The sequence below is a fragment of the Oliverpabstia sp. genome, assembly GCF_022785585.1.
GTDB lineage: Bacteria > Bacillota > Clostridia > Lachnospirales > Lachnospiraceae > Oliverpabstia > Oliverpabstia intestinalis.
Map to the genome: position 1 here is coordinate 1 of NZ_JALFPR010000080.1, position 21,541 is coordinate 21,541.

Consider the following 21,541-nt stretch of genomic DNA (forward strand, 5'->3'; position numbering starts at 1 on the left):
TAGTGTGAAAGAAAGTAGAGGACAGCCGTAAATAGGCGCACTTAAATAAGCTGTCGAGGTAGGCAACTTTTAAAGTGTTATATATTTGGCATATTAGATCAAGAAGCTAATGGTTCATCTGGAGGAAGTATTCCTTCTCGTTGCAACAGGTTCTTAGCTTGCTTGATAGCCTTAGCCTTTTGTTTTTCAACTAGAGGTGCAGGTATATCGATTTTGTAAAGATCGCTCGGATTCCACTGTTCACCAGTAGACAGCATCTGGTAAATGGCAGTAAGAATCATACGGGCAATAGCGATAATGGCTCTTTTCTTGCCACGACGTTTAACAAGCGATTCATATTTCTTTTTGTAGTAAGGAGATTTGTCAGATTTTACGGCTGCATGAGCGCACTGTACTAATGCAGGTTTGAGGTAAACTCCGGCACGTGTAATCCGAACAGACTTCTTCTTACCACCAGTTTCGTTGCATCCTGGTGTTAAACCAGCCCAGCAACATAAGCGTTTGGAATTGGAAAAATGAGTCATATCAGTACCGATTTCGGAGATGATAGTGATTGCACTATCACGTTTGACACCCGGAATGGTACAGAGTAACTGGACAGCATTTTCAAAATCAATATTAGAAGAAATCAAAGTTTCAATCATTTTATCAACATCATTGATTTCAGCTGTGATATAATCCATATGTGCGCGGACGAGGCGCATACGATATTTCTGGGAATCAGTCATCTGGTAACCTTCGACGGATTCTATAACAGCATTTTCTTTGGACTTAAGACGCTTTAGAATCTTTGATGCGATTTCTTCGTGGTTAATAGATGTACCCGATTGTTCAAGCAGATAGTCGATAATGGATGTGGATGACTTCCCAAAGATATCGGAAACAACAGAATCTAATGCAATATTACAAACAGTAAGAGCATTCTGATATCTATTCTTTTCACTTGAACGACAGGAAACAAGCTTGTAACGATAACGAGTGTATTCTCGAAGAATACGGACTATCTTACAAGGAATGTAACTGCCTTTGACAAGTCCAAGACGGAACAAATCTCCTATCCATTTAGAATCTTTGGTGTCATCTTTGTTTCCTTTTACAGCTTTGACCCATTTGGGATTAGCGATGACAACATTGATCTCATCTTCCAAAAGATTAAAGACAGGAACCCAGTATTTACCAGTGGATTCCATACAGACATCATGGCAATCATTGTCGAGAAGCCATTGCTTGAATTCAAGAATTGAATTGTTGAAGGTGGAAAAGCGTTTCTTCTGATAAGAAGGCTCGATACCACCAGTGGTTTTAACGATTGTGGCAACGAGAAATGATTTGTGAACATCGACACCACAACAGGTTTGGTATGTAACTTTCATAGTCAGACTCCTTTCGTAAATAGATAAGAAGCCATTGACTGAACTGCCACACAATTAAACTAAGGAGTTTAAACAATTCTTAGTGTACGGATTCGTGATACCACTCATTTGTGCTTGAAAAGGCAGAACTTACACTGATTATTATGCTGTCTAAAACGAAGAAAGTTATTACAACTCACCTCACCGTGCTTTGTAGTGTAGCTTCTTACAAGTTATTCTAAAACACAGTGTGGAAAGTTGAAACACTTTCATTACTATTTGTGCCGCCAGCCAAAGGCGGCGGAATGGAGATTATTATGAAAAGAAACATTATAGTGACTCTTATAATAATGACTGCTATATGTGCAGGGTGCGAAAAAGGAGAAAGTAATACAGAAAAGTATACCGGAAAGCCAAATAAAACAGAAGTTGCTGTTGACGCAGCAGGAATGGCAGAAATGGATGCTTCGTATAATACAATTCAAGAATTGATGGTGGATGCTGATTACGTTGTTTACGCGGAAATAGAAAATTATAAATATGCGGTTGAAAGTGGTTCTGTTTCAACAAATGAGACAGTACGAGTTATTGATAGTCTGTATGGAAATATAAAAGAGGGGGAAAAAATATCTGTATTTAAAATGGGAGGATATGTAAAGATACAAGACTATATAAATTCCTACGAAGAAGAATTTCGGGAGCAAGTAAAAAATTCAGCTACATTTGAAAATTTAACGGAGGATGATATTCAAAATAAATATATTTCTTTTTTGCCTGAAGGAGGGGTGAAACAGATATAGGGAGCAAAGCAATTTATTTCCTAAAACAACGAGATGAGCAACCGGGAGTATATGTACGTGTCGGAGCATATGAAGGTGAGTATGTAGAATTATCAGATGGAGACTTTAAAATTCCTGGGATGGAAGATTACGAAGAAATAAATAATATGACCATGGCGGATGGGGATGATATGGAAGGAATGGAAAACTGCATTATCTCATGGAATGAAATTGTAGAACAAATTAATTGAAACAGAGTAATGATTGGAAAGGAATGTTTGCATCAAAAGACACCTTCTGTTAGAAGGTGTTTTTTTGATGCAAACCACACTTTACAGTAGTAATTTACCGAAGGCTCATGTATAATAAAATACGGAAATGTTGATGCAAAAGGGAAGGATCCTGGGACAGGAGCTTTCTTGCGTGAAAAAACGGAATATGGAAACATATTCTGCGAAAAAGGGAGAACAAGATGAGTAAGAGAAATGATGTACACAAAGTATTGATTATCGGTTCCGGTCCAATTATTATCGGTCAGGCGTGTGAGTTTGACTACTCCGGAACACAGGCGTGTAAAGCACTGCGCCAGCTGGGATATGAGATTGTACTGGTAAACTCCAATCCGGCAACGATCATGACGGATCCGGGGATTGCGGATGTCACGTATATCGAACCACTGAATGTAGAGAGACTGGAACAGATCATCGCAAAAGAGCGTCCGGACGCGATCCTTCCGAACCTTGGAGGACAGTCAGGGCTGAATCTTTGTTCTGAACTTGCAGAAGAAGGGATCCTGGACAAATACGGTGTGAAAGTCATCGGTGTTCAGGTGGATGCGATCCAGCGTGGCGAGGACCGTATTGAATTTAAGAAGACGATGGACCGTCTGGGTATCGAGATGGCGCGAAGCGATGTGGCGTACAGCGTGGATGAGGCGCTTGCGATTGCTGACAGACTGGGATATCCGGTTGTGCTGCGACCGGCTTACACCATGGGTGGAGCAGGCGGCGGTCTGGTATATAATGTAGAAGAACTGAAAACCGTATGCGCCAGAGGTCTGCAGGCCAGCCTGGTAGGTCAGGTTCTGGTAGAAGAATCCATCCTTGGATGGGAAGAACTGGAGCTGGAAGTTGTCCGTGACTCCAAAAACAATATGATCACTGTATGCTTTATCGAAAATATCGATCCGATCGGCGTACATACCGGTGATTCTTTCTGTTCCGCTCCGATGCTGACCATCTCCGAGGAGGTACAGCAGGAACTGCAGAGACAGGCATATAAGATCGTAGAAGAAGTAGAAGTCATCGGTGGAACAAACGTACAGTTTGCCCACGATCCGGTCAGCGGAAGAATCATCGTTATCGAGATCAACCCGAGAACCTCCCGTTCCTCCGCACTGGCAAGTAAGGCAACCGGTTTCCCGATCGCACTGGTATCCGCGATGCTGGCTTCCGGTCTGAACCTGGATGAGATCCCATGTGGAAAGTACGGAACCCTGGACAAATACGTTCCGGACGGAGACTATGTGGTAATCAAATTCGCGCGCTGGGCATTTGAGAAGTTCAAGGGCGTAGAGGATAAGCTGGGTACACAGATGCGTGCCGTCGGCGAGGTTATGAGTATCGGTAAAACCTATAAAGAAGCGTTCCAGAAAGCTATCCGAAGCCTGGAGATCGGTCAGTTCGGTCTTGGCTTTGCCAAGGATTTCCATGAAAAATCAAAAGAGGAACTGTTAAAGATGCTGGTAGAACCGAACAGCCACAGACAGTTTATCATGTATGAAGCACTGCGAAAAGGTGCAACGGTAGACGAACTGTTTGCTCTGACAAAGATCAAACACTATTTCATCGAACAGATGAAAGAACTGGTGGAAGAAGAGGAAGCACTTCTGGCAAACAAAGGTCAGGTGCCGGCTCCGGAAGCCCTGAAACAGGCGAAACTGGACGGTTTCTCTGACAAATATCTGGGACAGATCCTGGAAGTTCCGGAAGAAGACATCCGTAATGCGAGAATCGCACAGGGTGTGGAGGAAGCATGGGAAGGTGTCCACGTAAGCGGAACGAAGGATAATGCTTATTATTACTCCACCTATCACTGCAAAGACGAAAGTCCGGTCAGCGATAACAAGAATAAGATCATGATCCTCGGCGGCGGTCCGAACCGTATCGGTCAGGGTATCGAATTTGACTATTGCTGTGTACATGCGGCGATGGCACTGAAAAAAGCAGGTTTTGAGACGATTATCGTAAACTGTAATCCGGAAACGGTATCTACCGACTATGATACTTCCGATAAACTGTATTTTGAGCCGCTGACACTGGAAGATGTACTGTCTATTTATAAGAAGGAACAGCCGCTCGGTGTGATCGCACAGTTCGGTGGCCAGACACCGCTGAATCTGTCCGCAGATCTGGAAAAATACGGAGTGAAGATCCTTGGTACTTCTCCGGAAGTCATCGATATGGCAGAAGACAGAGATCTGTTCCGTGCGATGATGGACAAACTTGGTATTCCGATGCCGGAAGCAGGCATGGCAGTGGATGTGGATGAGGCACTTGCGATTGCAGAAAAGATCGGTTATCCGGTTATGGTTCGTCCGTCCTATGTACTGGGCGGCCGTGGCATGGAAGTGGTATACGATCCGGAAAATCTGAGAATCTATATGGAAGCAGCAGAAGGTGTGACACCGGATCGACCGATCCTGATCGACCGTTTCCTGCGTCATGCGACTGAGTGTGAGGCAGATGCGATCAGCGACGGTAATCATGCATTTGTTCCGGCGGTTATGGAACATATCGAGCTTGCCGGTGTACATTCCGGTGACTCCGCTTGTATCATCCCGTCAAAAAATATTTCAGAGGAAAATCTGAAAACCATCAAAGAATATACAAAGAAAATCGCAGAGGAAATGCATGTGCGCGGTCTGATGAACATGCAGTATGCGATCGAAGACGGAACGGTCTATGTACTGGAAGCCAATCCGCGTGCATCCCGTACCGTACCGCTGGTATCCAAGGTGTGTAATATCTCCATGGTACCGCTGGCTACACAGATCATTACATCCGAATTCAGCGGGGCACCGTCACCACTGGATGGTATGAAAGAGAAAGAAATTCCATATTATGGTGTCAAAGAGGCTGTCTTCCCGTTCAATATGTTCCCGGAAGTTGACCCGTTGTTAGGACCGGAGATGCGTTCTACCGGTGAGGTTCTGGGCCTTGCGGACACTGTGGGAGAGGCATTCTATAAAGCACAGGAAGCAACCAAGAGCAAACTGCCGTTAGAGGGAACTGTCCTGATCAGTGTCAGCGACCGTGACAAAGGAGAGGTTGTGGAAGTCGCAAAACGGTTTAAAGAAGCAGGATTTGCTATCCTGGCAACCGGTCACACGAAAGAACTGATCGAGCAGGCTGGCATCGAGGCAGAAAGAGTATTCAAACGCAGTGAAGGACGCCCGGATATCTATGATGTGATCACCAACGGTAAAGTACAGCTGATAGTTAACACACCAAAGGGTGACGAGGATGGTCCGGATGACAGTTATGTAAGAAAGGCATGTATCAAGAGCCGTGTGCCGTACATCACAACGATGGCAGCAGCGCTGGCAAGTGCAGATGGTATTCTGGCAGAGCAGAAGCAGGAGAAGAATGAGGTAGTATCTCTGCAGGAACTGCACAGCCGGATCCGTGAAAAATAAAAGGCAAAAAGGGAGTAACGAAATATGATGGATATGAGAGAATTTCAGGAAAAACTGGAGCAGCTGATGGAACTGGCAGCAAAGCAGGAGAAGAATCTGAATAACGAGCAGATTCTTGAGATCTTTGGGCTGAATCAGTTATCTCCGCAGCAGTTGCAGAGTCTGTATGAATATCTTCGTATCCAGGGAATCCGTATCCAGGGGGCAGATCTTGCCCCTATGGATATCGGAAAGGCACTGGATCCGCAGGAAGAACAGGAGGAAGAGAAGAAGCCTGTGATTCTGGAAGCAGAGGATGAGCAGTGTCTGAAGGAGTATGAGGAGATGCTCCGGCAGTTCCCTTCGGAAAAGGAAGGGGAGCGGGAGGCTCTGCTTTTACAGGCAGTGACAGATGTGACCGGTGTGCAGGAGCGTCTGGCACAGTTGTATCTGAAGGAGATTCTGCAGTATGCGAGAAAGCTGTGGAGACAGGGGATTTATATTGGTGACCTGATTCAGGAAGGGAATATGAGTCTGTTGCTGGCGCTGGCGGAAGAGATGCCGGAGGAAGGTAAGGCGGACTGGATGGAAGAACGTCTGCTGGCAGGTATGGAAAACTGGGTGAAGGAGCAGACGGAGCAGAAGTATCGGGACGAGTCCATGGTTGAGAAGGTTCGGAAGCTTGAGGCTGCGATCAGGGAATTGTCGGATGATGAGGAACAGAAGTTCAGCGTGGAGGAACTGGCGGCTTATCTGGATATGGATGAGGAAGAGATCAGGGCTGTACTGAGGCTGACCAGCGAGGGGGCGGATGAAGAAAAGTAAGGATTGCCTGTTTTTTTAGTTTGGTTAGACGGACGCGGCAGGCACCTGTTCCATGGGGGGTGGACAACGTGGGCAGGGCAACTTTGAACTAGCCACTAACTGCGACTAGATTCACGAGGGTCGGCTGACCCTCGCGAAAGTCTCTGTAAGTGTCGGATTTCAAAGCTTGCCCTAAGCGCCCACAAAGTGTTGTCCACCCCCCCATGGAACAGGCACCTGCCGCTGTGCGTTTAAGACGGGAGGAAAGAAAATCAGAGTGAAATATTTTCGGCATCCGGATGGAAAATGTCTGGTATGTAATATATGGTATGATGAAAAAACTGTAAGAGAATGTATAAAAAGCTGCCAGCGGTGTTCGATGAGGGAACGCCGCTGGCTTTTTATAGGGGGTAGAAGTTTTTGAGCAGAAGAGTCAGGAATTACTTGTTTTCGGTTTCTGATGTTGTTTTTACATCTTTGTTTGGATCTGTGTCTGCGGGAACAATTGGGGGATGAGTGACTGGAGTGGTGGTGTTCCCTTTTTTTGCTTTGTGTCTGCGGATCAGTTTTCGTATCAACAGGATGGCAGCGGTGATGATGGCGATCAGGACCACCAGAACCGGGAGGTTGGCGATGATGGCTACGAAGAGGTCTACGAAGAAATCGCGGACTTCGTAGAGGCTGTTTCGAAAGCCGTTGCTGATGCGGCTGCCTATAGTGTTGGAGGTGGGTTGTTCGTAGGCTACTTCGTTGACGTTTAAGTAGACAGTGCTGTAGTCTACCAGGTTGTCGTAGGTTCGAAGCTGGGTTTCGTAGCTGTTGATCTGGTAGCGCAGGTCGGAGAGCTTGGATTCGAGGGCCAGGATCTGATCCAGTTCAGTGGCCTGTTCGAGAAGTTCGCTGACACGATCGTATTCGGTACGGAGGGAATCCAGGTAGGCTTTCTGATCGACGTATCGGAGGGTGATGTCTTCGGTTTCGATATTTTTGTTGGTGACGGTGCCCAGAGTTCCGGCAGTTTCCAGGAAACTATCCAGGCTGTCGGAAGGGATCCGGGCAGTGACGTAGTAGGAGCGTCTGCTGTAGCCGTTCTGTGGAGTATCCAGGGTGGAGGATTCGATATAGCCACCGCAGGAGGTGATAGAGTTGTCCAGTTTCGTTCGGAGGTTGTCAAGATCTTCGGTGGCGATATCCATCGAGACGGTGCGGATCAGTTTCCGGGTGCTCTGGTCGTGGGTTGCTTCAGCAGCATCGGTCGCAGCATCAGAAACGGAAGAGTCAGAAGATGAACCGGCAGTTTCAGCTGTGGCGGTATCGTCCATCATATCCGCTTCGCCGTCATAGGAGAAGCCGGAGTCGTCCAGGGGTTCGCTGGCTTCGACAGCCCAGGAGTCTGCAGATTTATTCTGGTGGACCGCAGAGGTGGTTGCAGAACTTCCGCAACCGGAGAAAAGCAGGATGCCACTCAAAAAGAGTGACGGGGCAAGTAAGGTTTTCTTTTTCATAATTAATGCCTCCTTTTTCATGAAAATATAGAAAAATAAAAAAATTAAAAATTTTTGAAAAAAACACTTGCATTTTCCAAAAAGGTGTAGTATTATAATTGTGCAAGGTTCGTTGGTCAAGCGGTTAAGACGCCGCCCTCTCACGGCGGAAACAGGGGTTCGATTCCCCTACGAACTGCTGAAACCCGGAAGTCGGAAATGATTTCCGGGTTTTTTGTTGCTATAGATAGAATCAAGTAAGTCACCTGCTTTAATTGCGAATATTCACTTGAGTTGTTAAAGTATTGAACGGTTATGACATAAGTACAATGTATGCAACAAAAGAGTTAAAAGAATGGGTGGTTAGAAAGTCTTTCTTTATATTCATTATAAGTGATAAATATAGGAAAGACAAGAAAGTTCAGAAAATCTTTGAAAAAGTTAGAAAAATGTAAGCAATTGTGAAGATGCTGAATAGTTATGAGAAAAAGAATCATGGAGGAAAAATGTAGTGGGTGAGTATGTGAAAAAGATTGGGATGCGCCGTATCCTGATCATGCTGCTGGGTAATGTTTTTCTTGGAATGGGTGTCAGTATATTTAAGTTCGCCGGTCTTGGTAATGATGCGTATAATGCCATGATGATGGCATTGTCTGATGTGGTCGGCATTCCCTATGCAAGATTTTTTGCGATTTTCAGTGTGGGCTTATTTGTCATTGAGTTGATTGCCGGAAGACATTTTATTGGTCTGGGAACTATTATCAATACATTGTTTCTTGGATATATTGCTACTTTTTTCTATAATATATGGGATTTCATATTTACAAAACCAGGTGTACTTCTGACCCGGATTCCGGTTATGGTGATCGGGGTTATCATCTGCAGTCTGGGCGTATCCATGTACCAGCGTCCGGATGTGGGAGTGTCGCCATATGACAGTCTGTCACTTATCATGGATAAGAAGCTTCCGAAGATATCTTACTTCTGGTGCCGTATGTCCAACGATGTGATCTGCGCACTGGTGGCGTATTTCGCAGGAGGTCTGGTTGGAATCGGAACTGTGATCGCGGCGTTTGGCCTTGGTCCTATTGTCCATTTCTTTAATATCCATGTAACAGATAAACTGTTGCAAACAGAGAAGCATTCAGAAAATTAAATATAGAGTAAAGCATCGACAAAGAAAACAGAGAACACATATCAAAAACAAAGATATGTGCTCTTTTTTTACGCAAGCAACGAGCCAAAGTTCGTGCTTGCACGAGACCTTGGCGACTGCCGCGATAACTTGAGAACCCCGCGGATTATCTTTCTCATAGTTACGCGAGTTGGTTTGAGTTGGCTATACTGTATAAATAATAGTAACTATTCAGTTGCCACTGTCCCGCGAGGTGTTTTGACATGAATATGTCAAAATCCCGAGACATACAAGCCAAAATGCCATCACCGAAGGTGATTTACGCGAGCAACGAGTCAAAGTCCGTGCTTGCACGGAACCTTGAGGAGTGCCGCGATAACGATAAAAACTCGCAAAGCGTGGTTTTATCGTTTAAATGCATTTTGACTTGTAACTGTGAAGGTACTGAACAGTTACAAAAGAAGAAACAAAAGGCAGGTGGAATACCATGGAGGGATCCTTAAAAGAAACACCATATGAAAAGCGGATCCAGCGACTGATGACAGGTGAAGACGGGGATCAATATGGGTTTTATATTAATATTACCGACAATATTGTCCGGGAAGTGAAAAACCCGGAAAAAGCCTGCTGGGAGGATGAGACAGGACGTCCGGGCGGCGTGACGCACTGGCTGCAAAAACAGATTTATCCCTATATTCTGGATAATGAGGAAGAGAAGAAATTTCGCAGAACATTTTTGAAAGAGGAACTATTGCGTATTTTCCAGACAGGACAGAGGCACATACAACTTGGATATCGTTTTCGTAAAGGAAAATACATTACCTGTTATACCGTTAATATAGAGATGTTCGAACATCCGGTGGATCACACCGTTGAATGTTGCGCAATCTGGCGAAATGATACGATTCCTTATATTAATCGTGTGATGACCCATATGTTGCTCAGGGATAAATACCGGATGATCGCTGTACTGGATATTCAGGAAAATACAGTATTTGTCCGAAAACATACGTTTGAGAACACGGAAATCCCATGTGACAGTCCGTTGGAGTATGAAGGATTCATCCGTGAACTCAGTGAAAAATGTATACAGGAAAAGAGCAGAGAATGGTTTCAAACCTCTGCCAGTCTGAATACTATGGAAGAAAATCTGCAGGTGGCAGGGACATATTCTTTTACAGTGTACAATGCTGACCGCGGAGCGGAACGATATACCTACCAGTGGCTGGATAAAGAATATCGGGAAGTGCTGATCGCAGTGGAAGACCGTACAGTGGAAATGGAAAAAGATCCGCTTACTGATTATCTGAACCGTGACGGATTTGTCAGAAAGACAGAAAATATTTTAAAAAAGAATGCAGACCGGTATCAATTTGCGATTATTTATTTTAATATCCGCAAGTTTTCCGGCCTGAATGATGTCTATGGATACGAAAACGGTGATAGAATCATCCGCTCTTACATGGACCGGATCCAGAACAGTACGCTCCGTCCACTGGTACTGGGGCGTGTGGCTGCAGATCGTTTTCAGGCGCTTGTCGATGCAAAAAATCTGGAACCTGCGGCATTGGGAAAACTTCTGCAGTATCAGGTGAAAATCGGGGAAGAACAGGTGGAAATATACGGACGCTGTGGTATTTACTATATTCCCAAGCAATGCAAGCTGGATGTTTCTCAGATGTGCGATCTGGCCAAAATGGCCAAAAATAAAATTTCCAATCAATATGTGCAGCCATATGCGATCTATCAGGAAGATATGAGGACAGAATACGAACAGAAGAACCTGGCACTTCTGAATCTGGAAAAGGCATTGGAACAGGAAGAGTTTGTGGTATGTTATCAACCGGTAGTGGAGGGAAAAACAGGACAGATCGCATCGGCAGAAGCACTAGTTCGTTGGAACAGTTCAGGCGAAGAGCCGATGATCCCGTCCGTTTTTGTGCCGGAACTGGAAGACAGTGGTTATATTACAAAACTGGATACCTATATAGATCAGACGGTCCGCAGGTTTCAGGAAGAACGCTATCACAAAGGGAAACGAATGATTCCGGTAGCGGTCAATCTTTCCCGTATGGATCTGATGAACAGCCGGTTGATGGAGCGAATCTGTACAGAGCTTCAGGAAACAAAAGTACCAAAACAATATTTCCGTTATGAAATTATAGAATCCGCATACACAATTATCAGCAAAGAGGGAGAAGAATTTCTGAAACGTCTGAGAAAAGAGGGCGTTCAGATTTTTCTGGATGATTTTGGAACCGGAATTTCTACATTTGAGACTGTACGGGATTACACCTTCGATGCATTGAAAATGGATATGGGGTTTGTTAAAAAAATCGGAAAGGATCCAAAGAGAGATGCAATTGTAATATCAATTATCGATATGGCACATCGAATGGGAATGAAGGTTGTAGCAGAGGGAATTGAAAATAAACAGCAAAGTGAGTTCTTATGTAACCACGGCTGTGATTATCTGCAGGGATACTATTATTATAAACCAATGTCTGCGGAAGAATTCTCAAAGCTGCTGGATAAATAATGAAAAACAACAAAAAACTGCAAGTGTGAAATAAATGGTTTGTCACATACTAACGGAGAAGACAAAACGAAAGGATGTGGCGGAAACTTGCAGGAAAAACAGAAAAAATATCGAAAATTTTTGTGGTACGCTCTGGTGGGGACGCTGCTGAGCCTGTTTATATTAATATATGGAACTATGAAGGATCACATACCGGATGAAATATTTGTCTACGCAGACGAAGAGACGGACTGGGAAACATTTTTTCAGGAACCATTGATTTCTTACGATGAAACGGTGGAAGTTTCACAAAATGGAAGTTATCAGATTCGCTGCAAATGGCTGGGAGTGCTGCCGCTGAAAACCATTAAGGTTCATACGGTGGAAAAGCAGGAAGTGCTGGTCAGTGGGTCGCCTGTGGGGATCTATATGGAGACGAAAGGTGTTCTTGTGATTGACAGTGGTGAGATCACGGATCGGGAAGGAATCCGCAGGACACCGGCAGAACATATTATCCAGTCGGGAGATTATATCTGTGAGATCGATGGGAAAGTACTTACAGGGAAAAGGCAGCTGATGCAGCTGGTAAGAGAGAATCAGGGAGAACCGATGGAACTGCAGGTGATCCGCCACCGGGAGACGATAAAGCTGGAGATGACACCGGTGGAGACTGAAGACGGTTCTTATAAACTCGGTATCTGGGTGAGGGATAATATTCAGGGGATCGGAACACTTACGTATGTGGAGCCGAACGGAACATTTGGAGCACTTGGTCATGGAATCAGTGACGCAGACACGGGAGAAAGACTGGAAATTTCTGACGGTGATCTTTACCGTGCAGATATTCTTTCTATCCGTAAAGGTACAGCCGGTACACCGGGGGAACTTCGGGGCGTGATCAATTACAGAGAAGAAAACCGGATCGGAACGATATGTGGGAATTCTCAGTATGGTATCCGTGGGCAGATGGAACCCGGAAAATATACAGAATCCATGAAAAAGATACCGACAGGACTCAAACAGGAGATTCAGACAGGAAAAGCGGAGATCCGCTGTGATATCGGTGATGGAATCCGGGAATATCAGTGTGAGATTCTTGAGATCGACAGCAATGCAAGAGATACCAATAAATGTTTTGTCCTGCGAATCACGGATGATGATCTTCTCTCCCGAACCGGTGGAATTGTCCAGGGAATGAGCGGTTCCCCTGTGTTGCAGAACGGGAAACTGATCGGAGCGATAACCCATGTGTTTGTCAATGATCCGACAAAAGGATATGGAATTTTTATTGAGAATATGATGGAATAGCAGAAAACACAGAGAATACAGAAATTAAGAATACAGAAATAAATTAGTTCATGATATAATGAGCGCAAGAGAGTCAGAGGGGGCTTGCTCACTCTTGACGAACGGCGAAATTATGGAGTGATGAAATCACGAAATAATGAGCGTTAGCGAGCGGGAACAAACGAAGTTTGTTCATCGGAAGCGTTTTAAAAGTAAAAGAAATCAGGCAGGGGAAACAGGGAAATGGGACAGAAATTATATTTGGAATGTTATTCGGGAATCAGCGGAGATATGACAGTTGCGGCACTGTCCGGTCTTATGAAAGACCGGACACCGCTGTTTTGTGTGTTGGATCATATGCCGGTGGAAGGATTTTCTTATGAATTAAAGCAGCTGAAAAAGTCCGGGATCGATGCCTGGGATTTCCTGGTAAAACTGGATGCGGAGCATGAAAATCACGATCATGATATGGAGTATCTTCACGGACACGGCCATACGCATGACCATGACCATCATCACGGCCATGAGCATCACCAGGATCACGCAGAAACAGCCGGGCATCATCATGATCCGGTGCAGGCGGAAGCGATGCATGCGCAGGAAGAAACTGGACATGAGGAGCATCACCATCATCATCACGAACATCGCGGACTGGGAGATATTTTCCCGATCATTGACCGGTGTGACATGACGGATACGGCGAAAGAACTGGCAAAAGATATTTTCCGGATTCTGGCGAAAGCGGAGGCGAAGGCACACAATGTACCGGAAGATCAGGTGCATTTTCATGAGGTGGGAGCCGTGGATTCTATCGTGGATATTGTTGCAGCTGCGGTCTGTATGGACAGTTTGCAGGTGGATGGTGTAATTGTTCCGTTTCTTTGTGAGGGAAAGGGATCCGTGCGCTGTCAGCATGGCATCCTTCCGGTTCCGGTTCCGGCAGTTATCAATATTATCCAGGACAGCGGTCTAAAACTCAGGATGACACAGGTGGAAGGAGAACTGGTAACTCCGACCGGAGCAGCTTTTGCGGCAGCAGTCCGCACAGAAGAAACACTTCCGGAGACATTCCGCATCCTCAATGTGGGAATCGGCGCCGGAAAACGCAAATACGAGTGCCCGGGTGTCCTTCGCGCGATGCTGATCGAGACGGAAGAGAAACAGGAAGATAAGATCTGTAAACTGGAAGCCAACATCGACGACAGTACCGGTGAACAGCTTGGCTATGTTCTCGGTGCACTGATGGAAGCCGGTGCAAGAGATGTGCATTACACCCCTGTATACATGAAGAAAAACCGCCCTGGGTGGCAGCTGAATGTGATCTGCATGGAAGAAGACAGAGAAAAACTGGAAAATATCATCTTCCGGGAAACAACGACCATTGGGATCCGCAGACAGAAGATGGACCGGACAGTGCTTCGGAGAAGTAAAAAGACGGTACAGACACCTTACGGGGAGGCGGAAGTGAAGATCTGTGAGAAAGATGGTATGAAAAAAGTTTATCCTGAGTATGAATCGGTGGTTCGACTCTGCAAGGAGAGTGGGACGGCGTTTCAGGATGTGTTTGAAAGTGTGAAGCAGGCGATAGAAAAATAAAAAACAGAGACATTTTGGATAGATGAGTTTCTGAAGATTTCACTATAGAGTGCCGAAACCCAGCAAGAGGAAGGCGGAGCCAGGGTGGCACGACACTTTGTGGGAGGTTAGAGCAAGCTTAAAGTTGCCCTGCCCACGTCGTGCCACCCTGGCTCCGCCTTTCTCTTGCGTCCGTATAGGAACAAACAAAAAAGAAAGAAGCCAACCTTAAAAAATAAAAGGTCGACTTCTAAATTTCGATTTCTCAACACTTACGACAGCACACCCACATGCTTCTTAATAGCCTCAAAACTCTCCTTACTGATCACGTGCTCCATCTTGCAGGCATCTTCTGTTGCGATTTCTTCCGGTACCCCCAGATGCATCAGCCAGGAAGAGAGCAGCTCGTGCCGCTCATAAATCATGTCTGCAATCTCTTTCCCGGATTCGGTAAGATATATGAATCCGGCATCAGTGACTGTGATATGCTGATGTTCTCTCAGGTGCTTCATTGCCACACTTACACTGGATTTTTTATAACCTAATTCAGTGGCGATATCTACGGAACGAACAACAGGAAGTTTTTTACTCAGTATCAGAATCGTCTCCAGATAATTTTCTGCTGATTCATTTGTTGCCATATTACAAACCCCCTTCATGAACAATTCCACTAAAAATGACTAAAAGAAAAGCAGCTGTCCAGAAGATCGTATCTGTGATACAAAACACTGAACAGTTACCATCAAGTATAGATAAGTATAGCATAACTATTACAAAAATTCAACTGACAAACATGTTTTTTCCATGGGCAAACGTGTGAATAATGTTACTGTGAAAATACTTATTGAAAAAAATTTCCAACAAGTACTTGACACCTAATGAATATTAGCATATACTAACTCCAGTAAGGAACAACATTGATATGTTCGCAATAAAGAAAAGAGGTTGATATGATGCCGTTATCTATGGTAAAACCAGGAGAAACTAACACAATCAAAAAGGTTGGCGGAAAAGAAGAGACAAGAAAATTCCTTGAGAATCTTGGATTTGTAACTGGAGGAGAGGTTACAGTCGTATATGAAATCGAGGGAAACCTGATCGTGAATGTGAAAGATTCACGTGTGGCCATCGGAAAAGATATGGCAAACCGTATCATGGTATAAGCAGGCGGATTATCAAGGAAAGAGGGAGAATGTTATGAAAACTCTGAAAGAGATTGCTGTTGGACAGACAGTCACAGTAAAGAGATTGCATGGTGAAGGCCCTGTAAAAAGAAGAATCATGGACATGGGTATCACCAAAGGTGTAAGTGTATTCGTTCGCAAAGTGGCACCGCTTGGTGATCCGGTGGAAGTGACGGTAAGAGGGTATGAATTATCCCTTCGTAAAGCGGATGCCGAAATGATCGAGGTAGAATAATTTTTTTGCCTGTGCGTTAGCGAAAACTAACAAAAGATAGCACAGACCAAAAATTAGTAGGAATGTAAAACAACATTTCAACAAATAAGAAAAAGGAGCAGAAAAATGTCAGTGAAAATTGCATTAGCAGGTAATCCTAACTGCGGTAAGACAACATTGTTTAATGCGCTGACCGGTTCCAATCAGTTTGTAGGTAACTGGCCGGGCGTAACGGTGGAGAAAAAAGAAGGTAAATTAAAAGGTCATAAAGATGTGACCATCATGGATTTACCGGGTATTTATTCCCTGTCTCCATACACTCTGGAAGAAGTCGTAGCCAGAAACTATCTGATCAATGAAAGACCGGATGCGATCATCAATATTGTAGATGGTACGAATATCGAGCGTAACCTGTATCTGTCCACACAGATCATGGAACTGGGCATCCCGGTTGTCATGGCTGTCAACATGATGGATCTGGTAGAAAAAGCGGGTGACAAGATACATACTGACAAACTGAGCAAACTGTTAGGATGCGAGGTTGTGGAAATATCCGCACTGAAAGGTACAGGAATCCAGAAAGCAGCTGAGAAAGCAATAAGTCTTGCAGAGAGAAAGAACGAAGTTACACCGGTACATGAGTTCGACAGTAAAGTGGAAGATGCGATCACAGCTGTAGGAACCATGCTTGGCATGGATATCCCGGAAGCCCAGAAGAGATTCTTTGCGATCAAACTTCTGGAGAAGGATGACAAGATCAAAGAACAGATGAAACTGGTTCCTGATGTATCCAATGAGATCAAAGCTCTGGAAGATGCATTCGATGATGATACCGAGAGTATTATCACCAATGAAAGATATGTATACATTTCTTCCATTATTGGAAAATGCGTAACCAAAGGTCGGAAGGGTGGAATGACCGTATCCGATAAGATTGACCGCTGGGTGACCAACCGTTGGCTGGCACTGCCAATCTTTGCAGCTGTTATGTTTATTGTTTATTATGTATCGATTACGACAGTCGGTGCATTCCTGACAGACTGGACCAACGATGTGCTGTTTGGTGAGATCATTCCTCCGGCTGTCGAAAAACTGCTGGTAGCTGTGAACTGTGCTGACTGGCTGCAGGGACTGATCCTTGACGGTATCGTAGCCGGTGTCGGTGCAGTACTTGGTTTCGTACCACAGATGCTGGTACTGTTTATCTTCCTGGCTTTTCTGGAAGGTTGTGGATACATGGCCCGTGTAGCATTCATCATGGACCGTATCTTCCGCAAATTCGGCCTTTCCGGAAAATCATTCATCCCGATGCTGATCGGTTCCGGTTGTGGTGTGCCTGGTATCATGGCATCCCGTACGATCGAGAGCGACAGAGACCGTAAGATGACAATCATGACAACAACCTTTGTTCCCTGTGGAGCAAAACTGCCGATCATTGCCCTGATCGCAGGTGCATTCTTTAATAACGCAGGATGGGTAGCATGGAGTGCTTACTTCGTAGGTGTTGCAGCGATCATCTGCTCCGGTATTATCTTAAAGAAAACAAAAATGTTCTCCGGAGAACCTGCTCCGTTCGTTATGGAGCTGCCGGCCTACCATATGCCAACCGTAGGCAATGTACTGAGAAGTATGTGGGAACGTGGCTGGTCATTTATTAAAAAAGCTGGTACAATTATTCTGTTATCTACCATCGTTCTGTGGTTCCTGATGAGCTTCGGCTGGGTAGACGGAAAATTCGGTATGCTGGAAGCAGAACAGTTAAATGACAGTATTCTGGCATCCATCGGTAACGTGATCGCTCCGATCTTTGCTCCTCTTGGCTGGACAAAAGCCGGTGAAGGATGGAAGATGGCAGTTGCAGCAATCACCGGTCTGATCGCAAAAGAAAACGTAGTAGCTACCTTCGGTATGCTGTTCGGTTTTGCAGAAGTTGCAGAAGATGGTTCTGAGATCTGGGGCAACCTGGCACAGGTTATGACTCCGATCGCAGCATACGGATTCCTGGTATTCAACCTGCTGTGCGCACCTTGCTTCGCAGCAATGGGAGCTATCAAACGTGAGATGAATAATGCAAAATGGTTCTGGTTCGCTATCGGATATCAGTGTGGTCTTGCTTATGTCGTATCTCTGTGTATCTATCAGTTTGGAATTCTGTTTACCGGTGGTGGATTCGGACTGTGGACAGTAGTTGCGGTTGTACTGCTGATTGCATTCCTGTATATGCTGTTCAGACCTTATAAAGAAAGTAAATCATTGAAAGTTGCGTAAGAAAAGTCTGATCTGACTTTAAGAAAGGAGACCTTTGCATGGGAACAGTAGTTGTTGGCGCGGTTCTGGTTGGTGTGGTAGCACTCATCGTCCGCAGCATGGTAAAAGATAAAAAGAACGGCAAATCACTGCAGTGTGGTGGTGACTGCTCACATTGCGGAGGACATTGCAGCCATTAAAGGTACTATTTGGAGGTGTTGACATTAATTGCAGAAAGAGCCAAAGAGTATCATAATTTCAAAATTAAGAGAGCGTGGCTGCCGGATCACCCGGCAGCGGCGCATCATCCTTGATATTATTCTGGATGAGGACTGCTCTTGTTGCAAGGAGATTTATTACAAAGCCTGCAAACAAGATTCCAGTATCGGAGCCGCAACCGTGTACCGCATGGTGAATACATTAGAAGAAATCGGAGTGATCAACCGGAAAAACATGTATAAATATACCGGCAGTGATATTGACGAAGAATTAGAATGTGTTCCCTGTTGCAGAATGGAACTGGATGACGGCACGGTGCTTCAGCTTTCTGACAGAAAGTTCCGTCAGGTACTGACCTGTGGACTGGAAAGCTACGGTTATATGACCGGCAAAAGAATTGTAAAATACACGAACAATCCCGGACAGGCCTCCTAGAGCGTGTCTGGGATTGTTTTGTTATATTGCATAGCAGCAATTGATCTGGCAAAACGGACTTAATTGAGAAAAAATATCATTAAAGAAGAAATAACTTGAAGATTATTTCTAAGGCGATATAATAATTGACAAACAAAATTTTCATACATAAAGGAGAGAATATTATGGCAAACATTTTAAATAATTTCGACGCAAAAAAACAGGTATTTTCGCAGGTGGTGTCCTGTTTGGCACTGCTGGAATCAAGATTCTTGCCAGCGATGATGCCAAAAAATTCTATGCAAACTGCACGGCTGCAGTGTTGCGCGCAAAATCCTGTGTAATGAAAGTGGTAACATCTGTTCAGGAAAATGCAGAAGATATTTATGCGGAAGCACAGCAGATCAACGAAGAACGTGCAGCAAAAACAGCTGTTGTAGAAGATGAAGATACAGAGGAGACTGCAGAGACAGCAGAAAATTTTACAGAAGAATAAAATGCTAAACTCACACAAGGACAGTGTTATTCAATGAAATTTATAATCAAACATGAAATCAGGGGACGTATGCGTGTTCATCTTCTTCAGAATCGTATGACATTTGAGCAGGCAGATACGTTACTTTATTATCTGAGCAGCCAGAAACTGGTGACAGGGGTGAAAGTCCGTGAGAAAACACAGGATGCCACAATTAATTTTGTGGGAGACCGGGAAGAAGTAATCCGGGCACTGAAAGTTTTCCATTATGAGACAGCCAAAGTACCGGAGACTTATCTGAAAAATTCCGGCCGGGAACTGCAGAATGAGTACTGGGAAAAACTGGTCAATAAAGTGGTTATGCGTATGGGAAGCAAAATGTTTCTTCCGGTATCTGTCCGTTCCGTGATCACCGCAGTCAAATCAGTGAAATATCTGTGGCATGGAGTACGGACGATTGCTAAAGGGAAACTGGAGGTCCCGGTTCTGGATGCAACTGCGATTGGTGTATCCATTTTCCGCGGAGACTTTGAGACCGCAGGATCCACTATGTTTCTTCTGGGAATCGGAGAGATTCTGGAAGAGTGGACCCATAAAAAATCTGTGGATGATCTGGCAAGAAGCATGTCATTGCACGTATCCAGAGCATGGTTGATGAAAGACGGACAGGAGATTCTGGTTCCGTCAGATCAGATCCGGACAGGAGATGAGATCGTTGTTCATATGGGCAATGTGATTCCTTTTGACGGTGTGGTAACAGCCGGAGATGCTATGGTCAACCAGGCATCACTTACCGGAGAATCGGTTCCTGTTCAGAAGAATGCACAGAAATATGCATATGCCGGAACCGTGGTCGAAGAGGGCGAACTGACCATCTGTGTCAAGGAAGTCAACGGTGGAAGTAAGTTTGAGAAGATCGTTACCATGATCGAAGAGTCCGAAAAACTCAAGTCCAACGTGGAAGGAAAAGCTGAACATCTGGCAGACCGTCTGGTTCCGTATACACTGGCGGGTACCGGCCTGACCTATCTGCTCACACGAAATATGACAAAGACACTGGCGGTACTGATGGTAGATTTTTCCTGTGCGCTGAAACTGGCGATGCCAATCAGCGTACTTTCGGCGATCCGGGAAGCAAGTCTGTATGATATCACGGTAAAAGGTGGTAAATTCCTGGAAGCGATCGCACAGGCCGATACCATCGTATTTGACAAGACCGGTACACTGACGAAAGCAGAACCAACAGTTGCTAAAATAGAGACCTTCTGTGAGCGCTCCGAAGAAGAACTGCTTCGTATCGCAGCCTGCCTGGAAGAACATTTTCCACATTCTATGGCGAAGGCTGTGGTTGATGCCGCCAAAAAGCGGAATATTTCCCACGAAGAGATGCATTCTAAAGTAGAATACATTGTTGCACATGGGATATCTACAATGATAGATGAACATAAAGTAATCATCGGAAGTGCTCATTTTGTCTTCGAAGATGAACATTGTGTGATTCCGGAAGGCATGGAAGAAAAATTCGCAGTACTTCCGGAAGAGTATTCCCATCTGTATCTGGCTATTGACGGAAAACTGGCTGCGGTGATCTGTATCCATGATCCGATCCGTCAGGAAGCGTTCCCGGTGATCAATTCTCTGAAACGGGCGGGAATCAGCAAAGTAGTTATGATGACCGGAGACAGCGAACGTACCGCAAGAGCTGTAGCAGCACAGATTGGTGTAGATGAATATTATTCGGAAGTATTGCCGGAAGATAAAGCGGGATTTGTGGAACGTGAAAAAGCAGCAGGACGAAAAGTGATCATGATCGGTGACGGTATCAATGATTCACTGGCTCTGTCAGCTGCAGATGTGGGAATCGCTATCAGTGACGGTGCGGAGATTGCCCGTGAAATAGCAGATGTAACAATCGGTGCGGATAATCTTTACGAAATTGTTACATTAAAAGCAATCAGTAACGGGCTGATGAAACGGATCCACAAGAACTATCGTTCGATTATTTTGATTAATGCCGGACTGATCGCTCTTGGTGTGACCGGTATCATACAGCCAACCACTTCCGCATTGCTGCATAATACTTCTACGCTGGTTATAGGACTGAAGAGCATGCAGAACCTGATCGATTAAGCAAAAAAGCCATCACCGAAGGTGATTTACGCGAGCAACGAGTCAAAG

The 21,541-nt window shown here is 44.9% G+C and carries 17 protein-coding genes and 1 tRNA gene; 15 read left to right on the top strand and 3 right to left on the bottom strand.

Going from position 1 to position 21,541, the window contains the following annotated elements; translation table 11 throughout:
• Window positions 1-98: 98 nt before the first annotated feature.
• Window positions 99-1,373, bottom strand: a complete 1,275-nt coding sequence (locus MSA64_RS05005; RefSeq protein WP_114002535.1) for an IS110 family transposase — start codon at window positions 1,371-1,373, stop codon at window positions 99-101.
• 284 nt (window positions 1,374-1,657) lie between these two features.
• On the opposite strand from MSA64_RS05005, the gene MSA64_RS05010 reads away from it, so the two are divergent.
• The 3 genes from MSA64_RS05010 to MSA64_RS05020 all read left to right on the top strand — a co-directional run bounded on the left by MSA64_RS05010 (window position 1,658) and on the right by MSA64_RS05020 (window position 6,632).
• Window positions 1,658-2,152: a hypothetical protein gene (locus tag MSA64_RS05010; RefSeq protein WP_287890843.1), complete on the top strand. Its 495-nt coding sequence runs from the start codon at window positions 1,658-1,660 to the stop codon at window positions 2,150-2,152.
• 451 nt (window positions 2,153-2,603) lie between these two features.
• Window positions 2,604-5,828 (top strand): carbamoyl-phosphate synthase large subunit, encoded by a 3,225-nt coding sequence (gene carB, locus MSA64_RS05015; RefSeq protein ID WP_287890845.1) that lies wholly within the window; start codon window positions 2,604-2,606, stop codon window positions 5,826-5,828.
• Window positions 5,829-5,852: 24 nt separating this feature from the next.
• Window positions 5,853-6,632, top strand: coding sequence for a sigma-70 domain-containing protein (locus MSA64_RS05020; RefSeq protein ID WP_287890847.1), 780 nt, complete (start codon window positions 5,853-5,855; stop codon window positions 6,630-6,632).
• Between the two features lie 419 nt (window positions 6,633-7,051).
• On the opposite strand, the gene MSA64_RS05025 is transcribed toward MSA64_RS05020, so the two are convergent.
• Window positions 7,052-8,116: a DUF4349 domain-containing protein gene (locus MSA64_RS05025; protein ID WP_235904584.1), complete on the bottom strand. Its 1,065-nt coding sequence runs from the start codon at window positions 8,114-8,116 to the stop codon at window positions 7,052-7,054.
• A 106-nt stretch (window positions 8,117-8,222) separates the two neighbouring features.
• Between MSA64_RS05025 and MSA64_RS05030 the strand changes: the two genes are divergently transcribed.
• The 5 genes from MSA64_RS05030 to larC all read left to right on the top strand — a co-directional run bounded on the left by MSA64_RS05030 (window position 8,223) and on the right by larC (window position 14,631).
• Window positions 8,223-8,294: transfer RNA gene (locus MSA64_RS05030), tRNA-Glu, on the top strand.
• A 312-nt stretch (window positions 8,295-8,606) separates the two neighbouring features.
• Window positions 8,607-9,251: a YczE/YyaS/YitT family protein gene (locus MSA64_RS05035; RefSeq protein ID WP_287890849.1), complete on the top strand. Its 645-nt coding sequence runs from the start codon at window positions 8,607-8,609 to the stop codon at window positions 9,249-9,251.
• Between the two features lie 466 nt (window positions 9,252-9,717).
• The gene (locus MSA64_RS05040) at window positions 9,718-11,769 is read left to right on the top strand and encodes a GGDEF domain-containing phosphodiesterase (RefSeq protein WP_287890851.1); all 2,052 of its coding nucleotides are present in this window, start codon (window positions 9,718-9,720) and stop codon (window positions 11,767-11,769) included.
• 87 nt (window positions 11,770-11,856) lie between these two features.
• Window positions 11,857-13,056, top strand: a complete 1,200-nt coding sequence (gene spoIVB, locus MSA64_RS05045; protein WP_154432412.1) for a SpoIVB peptidase — start codon at window positions 11,857-11,859, stop codon at window positions 13,054-13,056.
• A 222-nt stretch (window positions 13,057-13,278) separates the two neighbouring features.
• Complete coding sequence (gene larC, locus MSA64_RS05050; protein ID WP_154432411.1) at window positions 13,279-14,631, top strand: nickel pincer cofactor biosynthesis protein LarC; 1,353 nt, start codon at window positions 13,279-13,281, stop codon at window positions 14,629-14,631.
• A 251-nt stretch (window positions 14,632-14,882) separates the two neighbouring features.
• On the opposite strand, the gene MSA64_RS05055 is transcribed toward larC, so the two are convergent.
• Entirely contained in the window at window positions 14,883-15,251 is a 369-nt protein-coding gene (locus MSA64_RS05055; protein ID WP_287890853.1) for a metal-dependent transcriptional regulator, read from the bottom strand.
• A gap of 309 nt (window positions 15,252-15,560) precedes the next feature.
• On the opposite strand from MSA64_RS05055, the gene MSA64_RS05060 reads away from it, so the two are divergent.
• From MSA64_RS05060 to MSA64_RS05090, 7 genes are all read left to right on the top strand, one after another.
• On the top strand, window positions 15,561-15,773 hold the full coding sequence (locus MSA64_RS05060; protein ID WP_277663255.1) for a FeoA family protein: 213 nt from the start codon (window positions 15,561-15,563) through the stop codon (window positions 15,771-15,773).
• 34 nt (window positions 15,774-15,807) lie between these two features.
• On the top strand, window positions 15,808-16,029 hold the full coding sequence (locus MSA64_RS05065) for a FeoA family protein (RefSeq protein WP_154432408.1): 222 nt from the start codon (window positions 15,808-15,810) through the stop codon (window positions 16,027-16,029).
• Between the two features lie 105 nt (window positions 16,030-16,134).
• Window positions 16,135-18,276: a ferrous iron transport protein B gene (feoB, locus tag MSA64_RS05070; RefSeq protein WP_287890856.1), complete on the top strand. Its 2,142-nt coding sequence runs from the start codon at window positions 16,135-16,137 to the stop codon at window positions 18,274-18,276.
• A gap of 38 nt (window positions 18,277-18,314) precedes the next feature.
• Window positions 18,315-18,455: a FeoB-associated Cys-rich membrane protein gene (locus tag MSA64_RS05075; RefSeq protein ID WP_022173021.1), complete on the top strand. Its 141-nt coding sequence runs from the start codon at window positions 18,315-18,317 to the stop codon at window positions 18,453-18,455.
• Window positions 18,456-18,483: 28 nt separating this feature from the next.
• Window positions 18,484-18,909: a Fur family transcriptional regulator gene (locus MSA64_RS05080; RefSeq protein ID WP_277663253.1), complete on the top strand. Its 426-nt coding sequence runs from the start codon at window positions 18,484-18,486 to the stop codon at window positions 18,907-18,909.
• Window positions 18,910-19,114: 205 nt separating this feature from the next.
• Window positions 19,115-19,384 (top strand): DUF6110 family protein, encoded by a 270-nt coding sequence (locus MSA64_RS05085; RefSeq protein WP_277663257.1) that lies wholly within the window; start codon window positions 19,115-19,117, stop codon window positions 19,382-19,384.
• 33 nt (window positions 19,385-19,417) lie between these two features.
• Window positions 19,418-21,493, top strand: a complete 2,076-nt coding sequence (locus MSA64_RS05090) for a heavy metal translocating P-type ATPase (protein ID WP_287890859.1) — start codon at window positions 19,418-19,420, stop codon at window positions 21,491-21,493.
• Window positions 21,494-21,541: the final 48 nt, after the last annotated feature.

Bases quoted from the DNA above. Each gene is read 5' to 3' on its own strand.
- MSA64_RS05005 (WP_114002535.1), bottom strand. From the start codon at position 1,373: ATGAAAGTTACATACCAAACCTGTTGTGGTGTCGATGTTCACAAATCA.
- MSA64_RS05010 (WP_287890843.1), top strand. From the start codon at position 1,658: ATGGAGATTATTATGAAAAGAAACATTATAGTGACTCTTATAATAATG.
- carB (WP_287890845.1), top strand. From the start codon at position 2,604: ATGAGTAAGAGAAATGATGTACACAAAGTATTGATTATCGGTTCCGGT.
- MSA64_RS05020 (WP_287890847.1), top strand. From the start codon at position 5,853: ATGATGGATATGAGAGAATTTCAGGAAAAACTGGAGCAGCTGATGGAA.
- MSA64_RS05025 (WP_235904584.1), bottom strand. From the start codon at position 8,116: ATGAAAAAGAAAACCTTACTTGCCCCGTCACTCTTTTTGAGTGGCATC.
- MSA64_RS05040 (WP_287890851.1), top strand. From the start codon at position 9,718: ATGGAGGGATCCTTAAAAGAAACACCATATGAAAAGCGGATCCAGCGA.
- larC (WP_154432411.1), top strand. From the start codon at position 13,279: ATGGGACAGAAATTATATTTGGAATGTTATTCGGGAATCAGCGGAGAT.
- MSA64_RS05055 (WP_287890853.1), bottom strand. From the start codon at position 15,251: ATGGCAACAAATGAATCAGCAGAAAATTATCTGGAGACGATTCTGATA.
- MSA64_RS05060 (WP_277663255.1), top strand. From the start codon at position 15,561: ATGATGCCGTTATCTATGGTAAAACCAGGAGAAACTAACACAATCAAA.
- MSA64_RS05065 (WP_154432408.1), top strand. From the start codon at position 15,808: ATGAAAACTCTGAAAGAGATTGCTGTTGGACAGACAGTCACAGTAAAG.
- feoB (WP_287890856.1), top strand. From the start codon at position 16,135: ATGTCAGTGAAAATTGCATTAGCAGGTAATCCTAACTGCGGTAAGACA.
- MSA64_RS05075 (WP_022173021.1), top strand. From the start codon at position 18,315: ATGGGAACAGTAGTTGTTGGCGCGGTTCTGGTTGGTGTGGTAGCACTC.
- MSA64_RS05090 (WP_287890859.1), top strand. From the start codon at position 19,418: ATGAAATTTATAATCAAACATGAAATCAGGGGACGTATGCGTGTTCAT.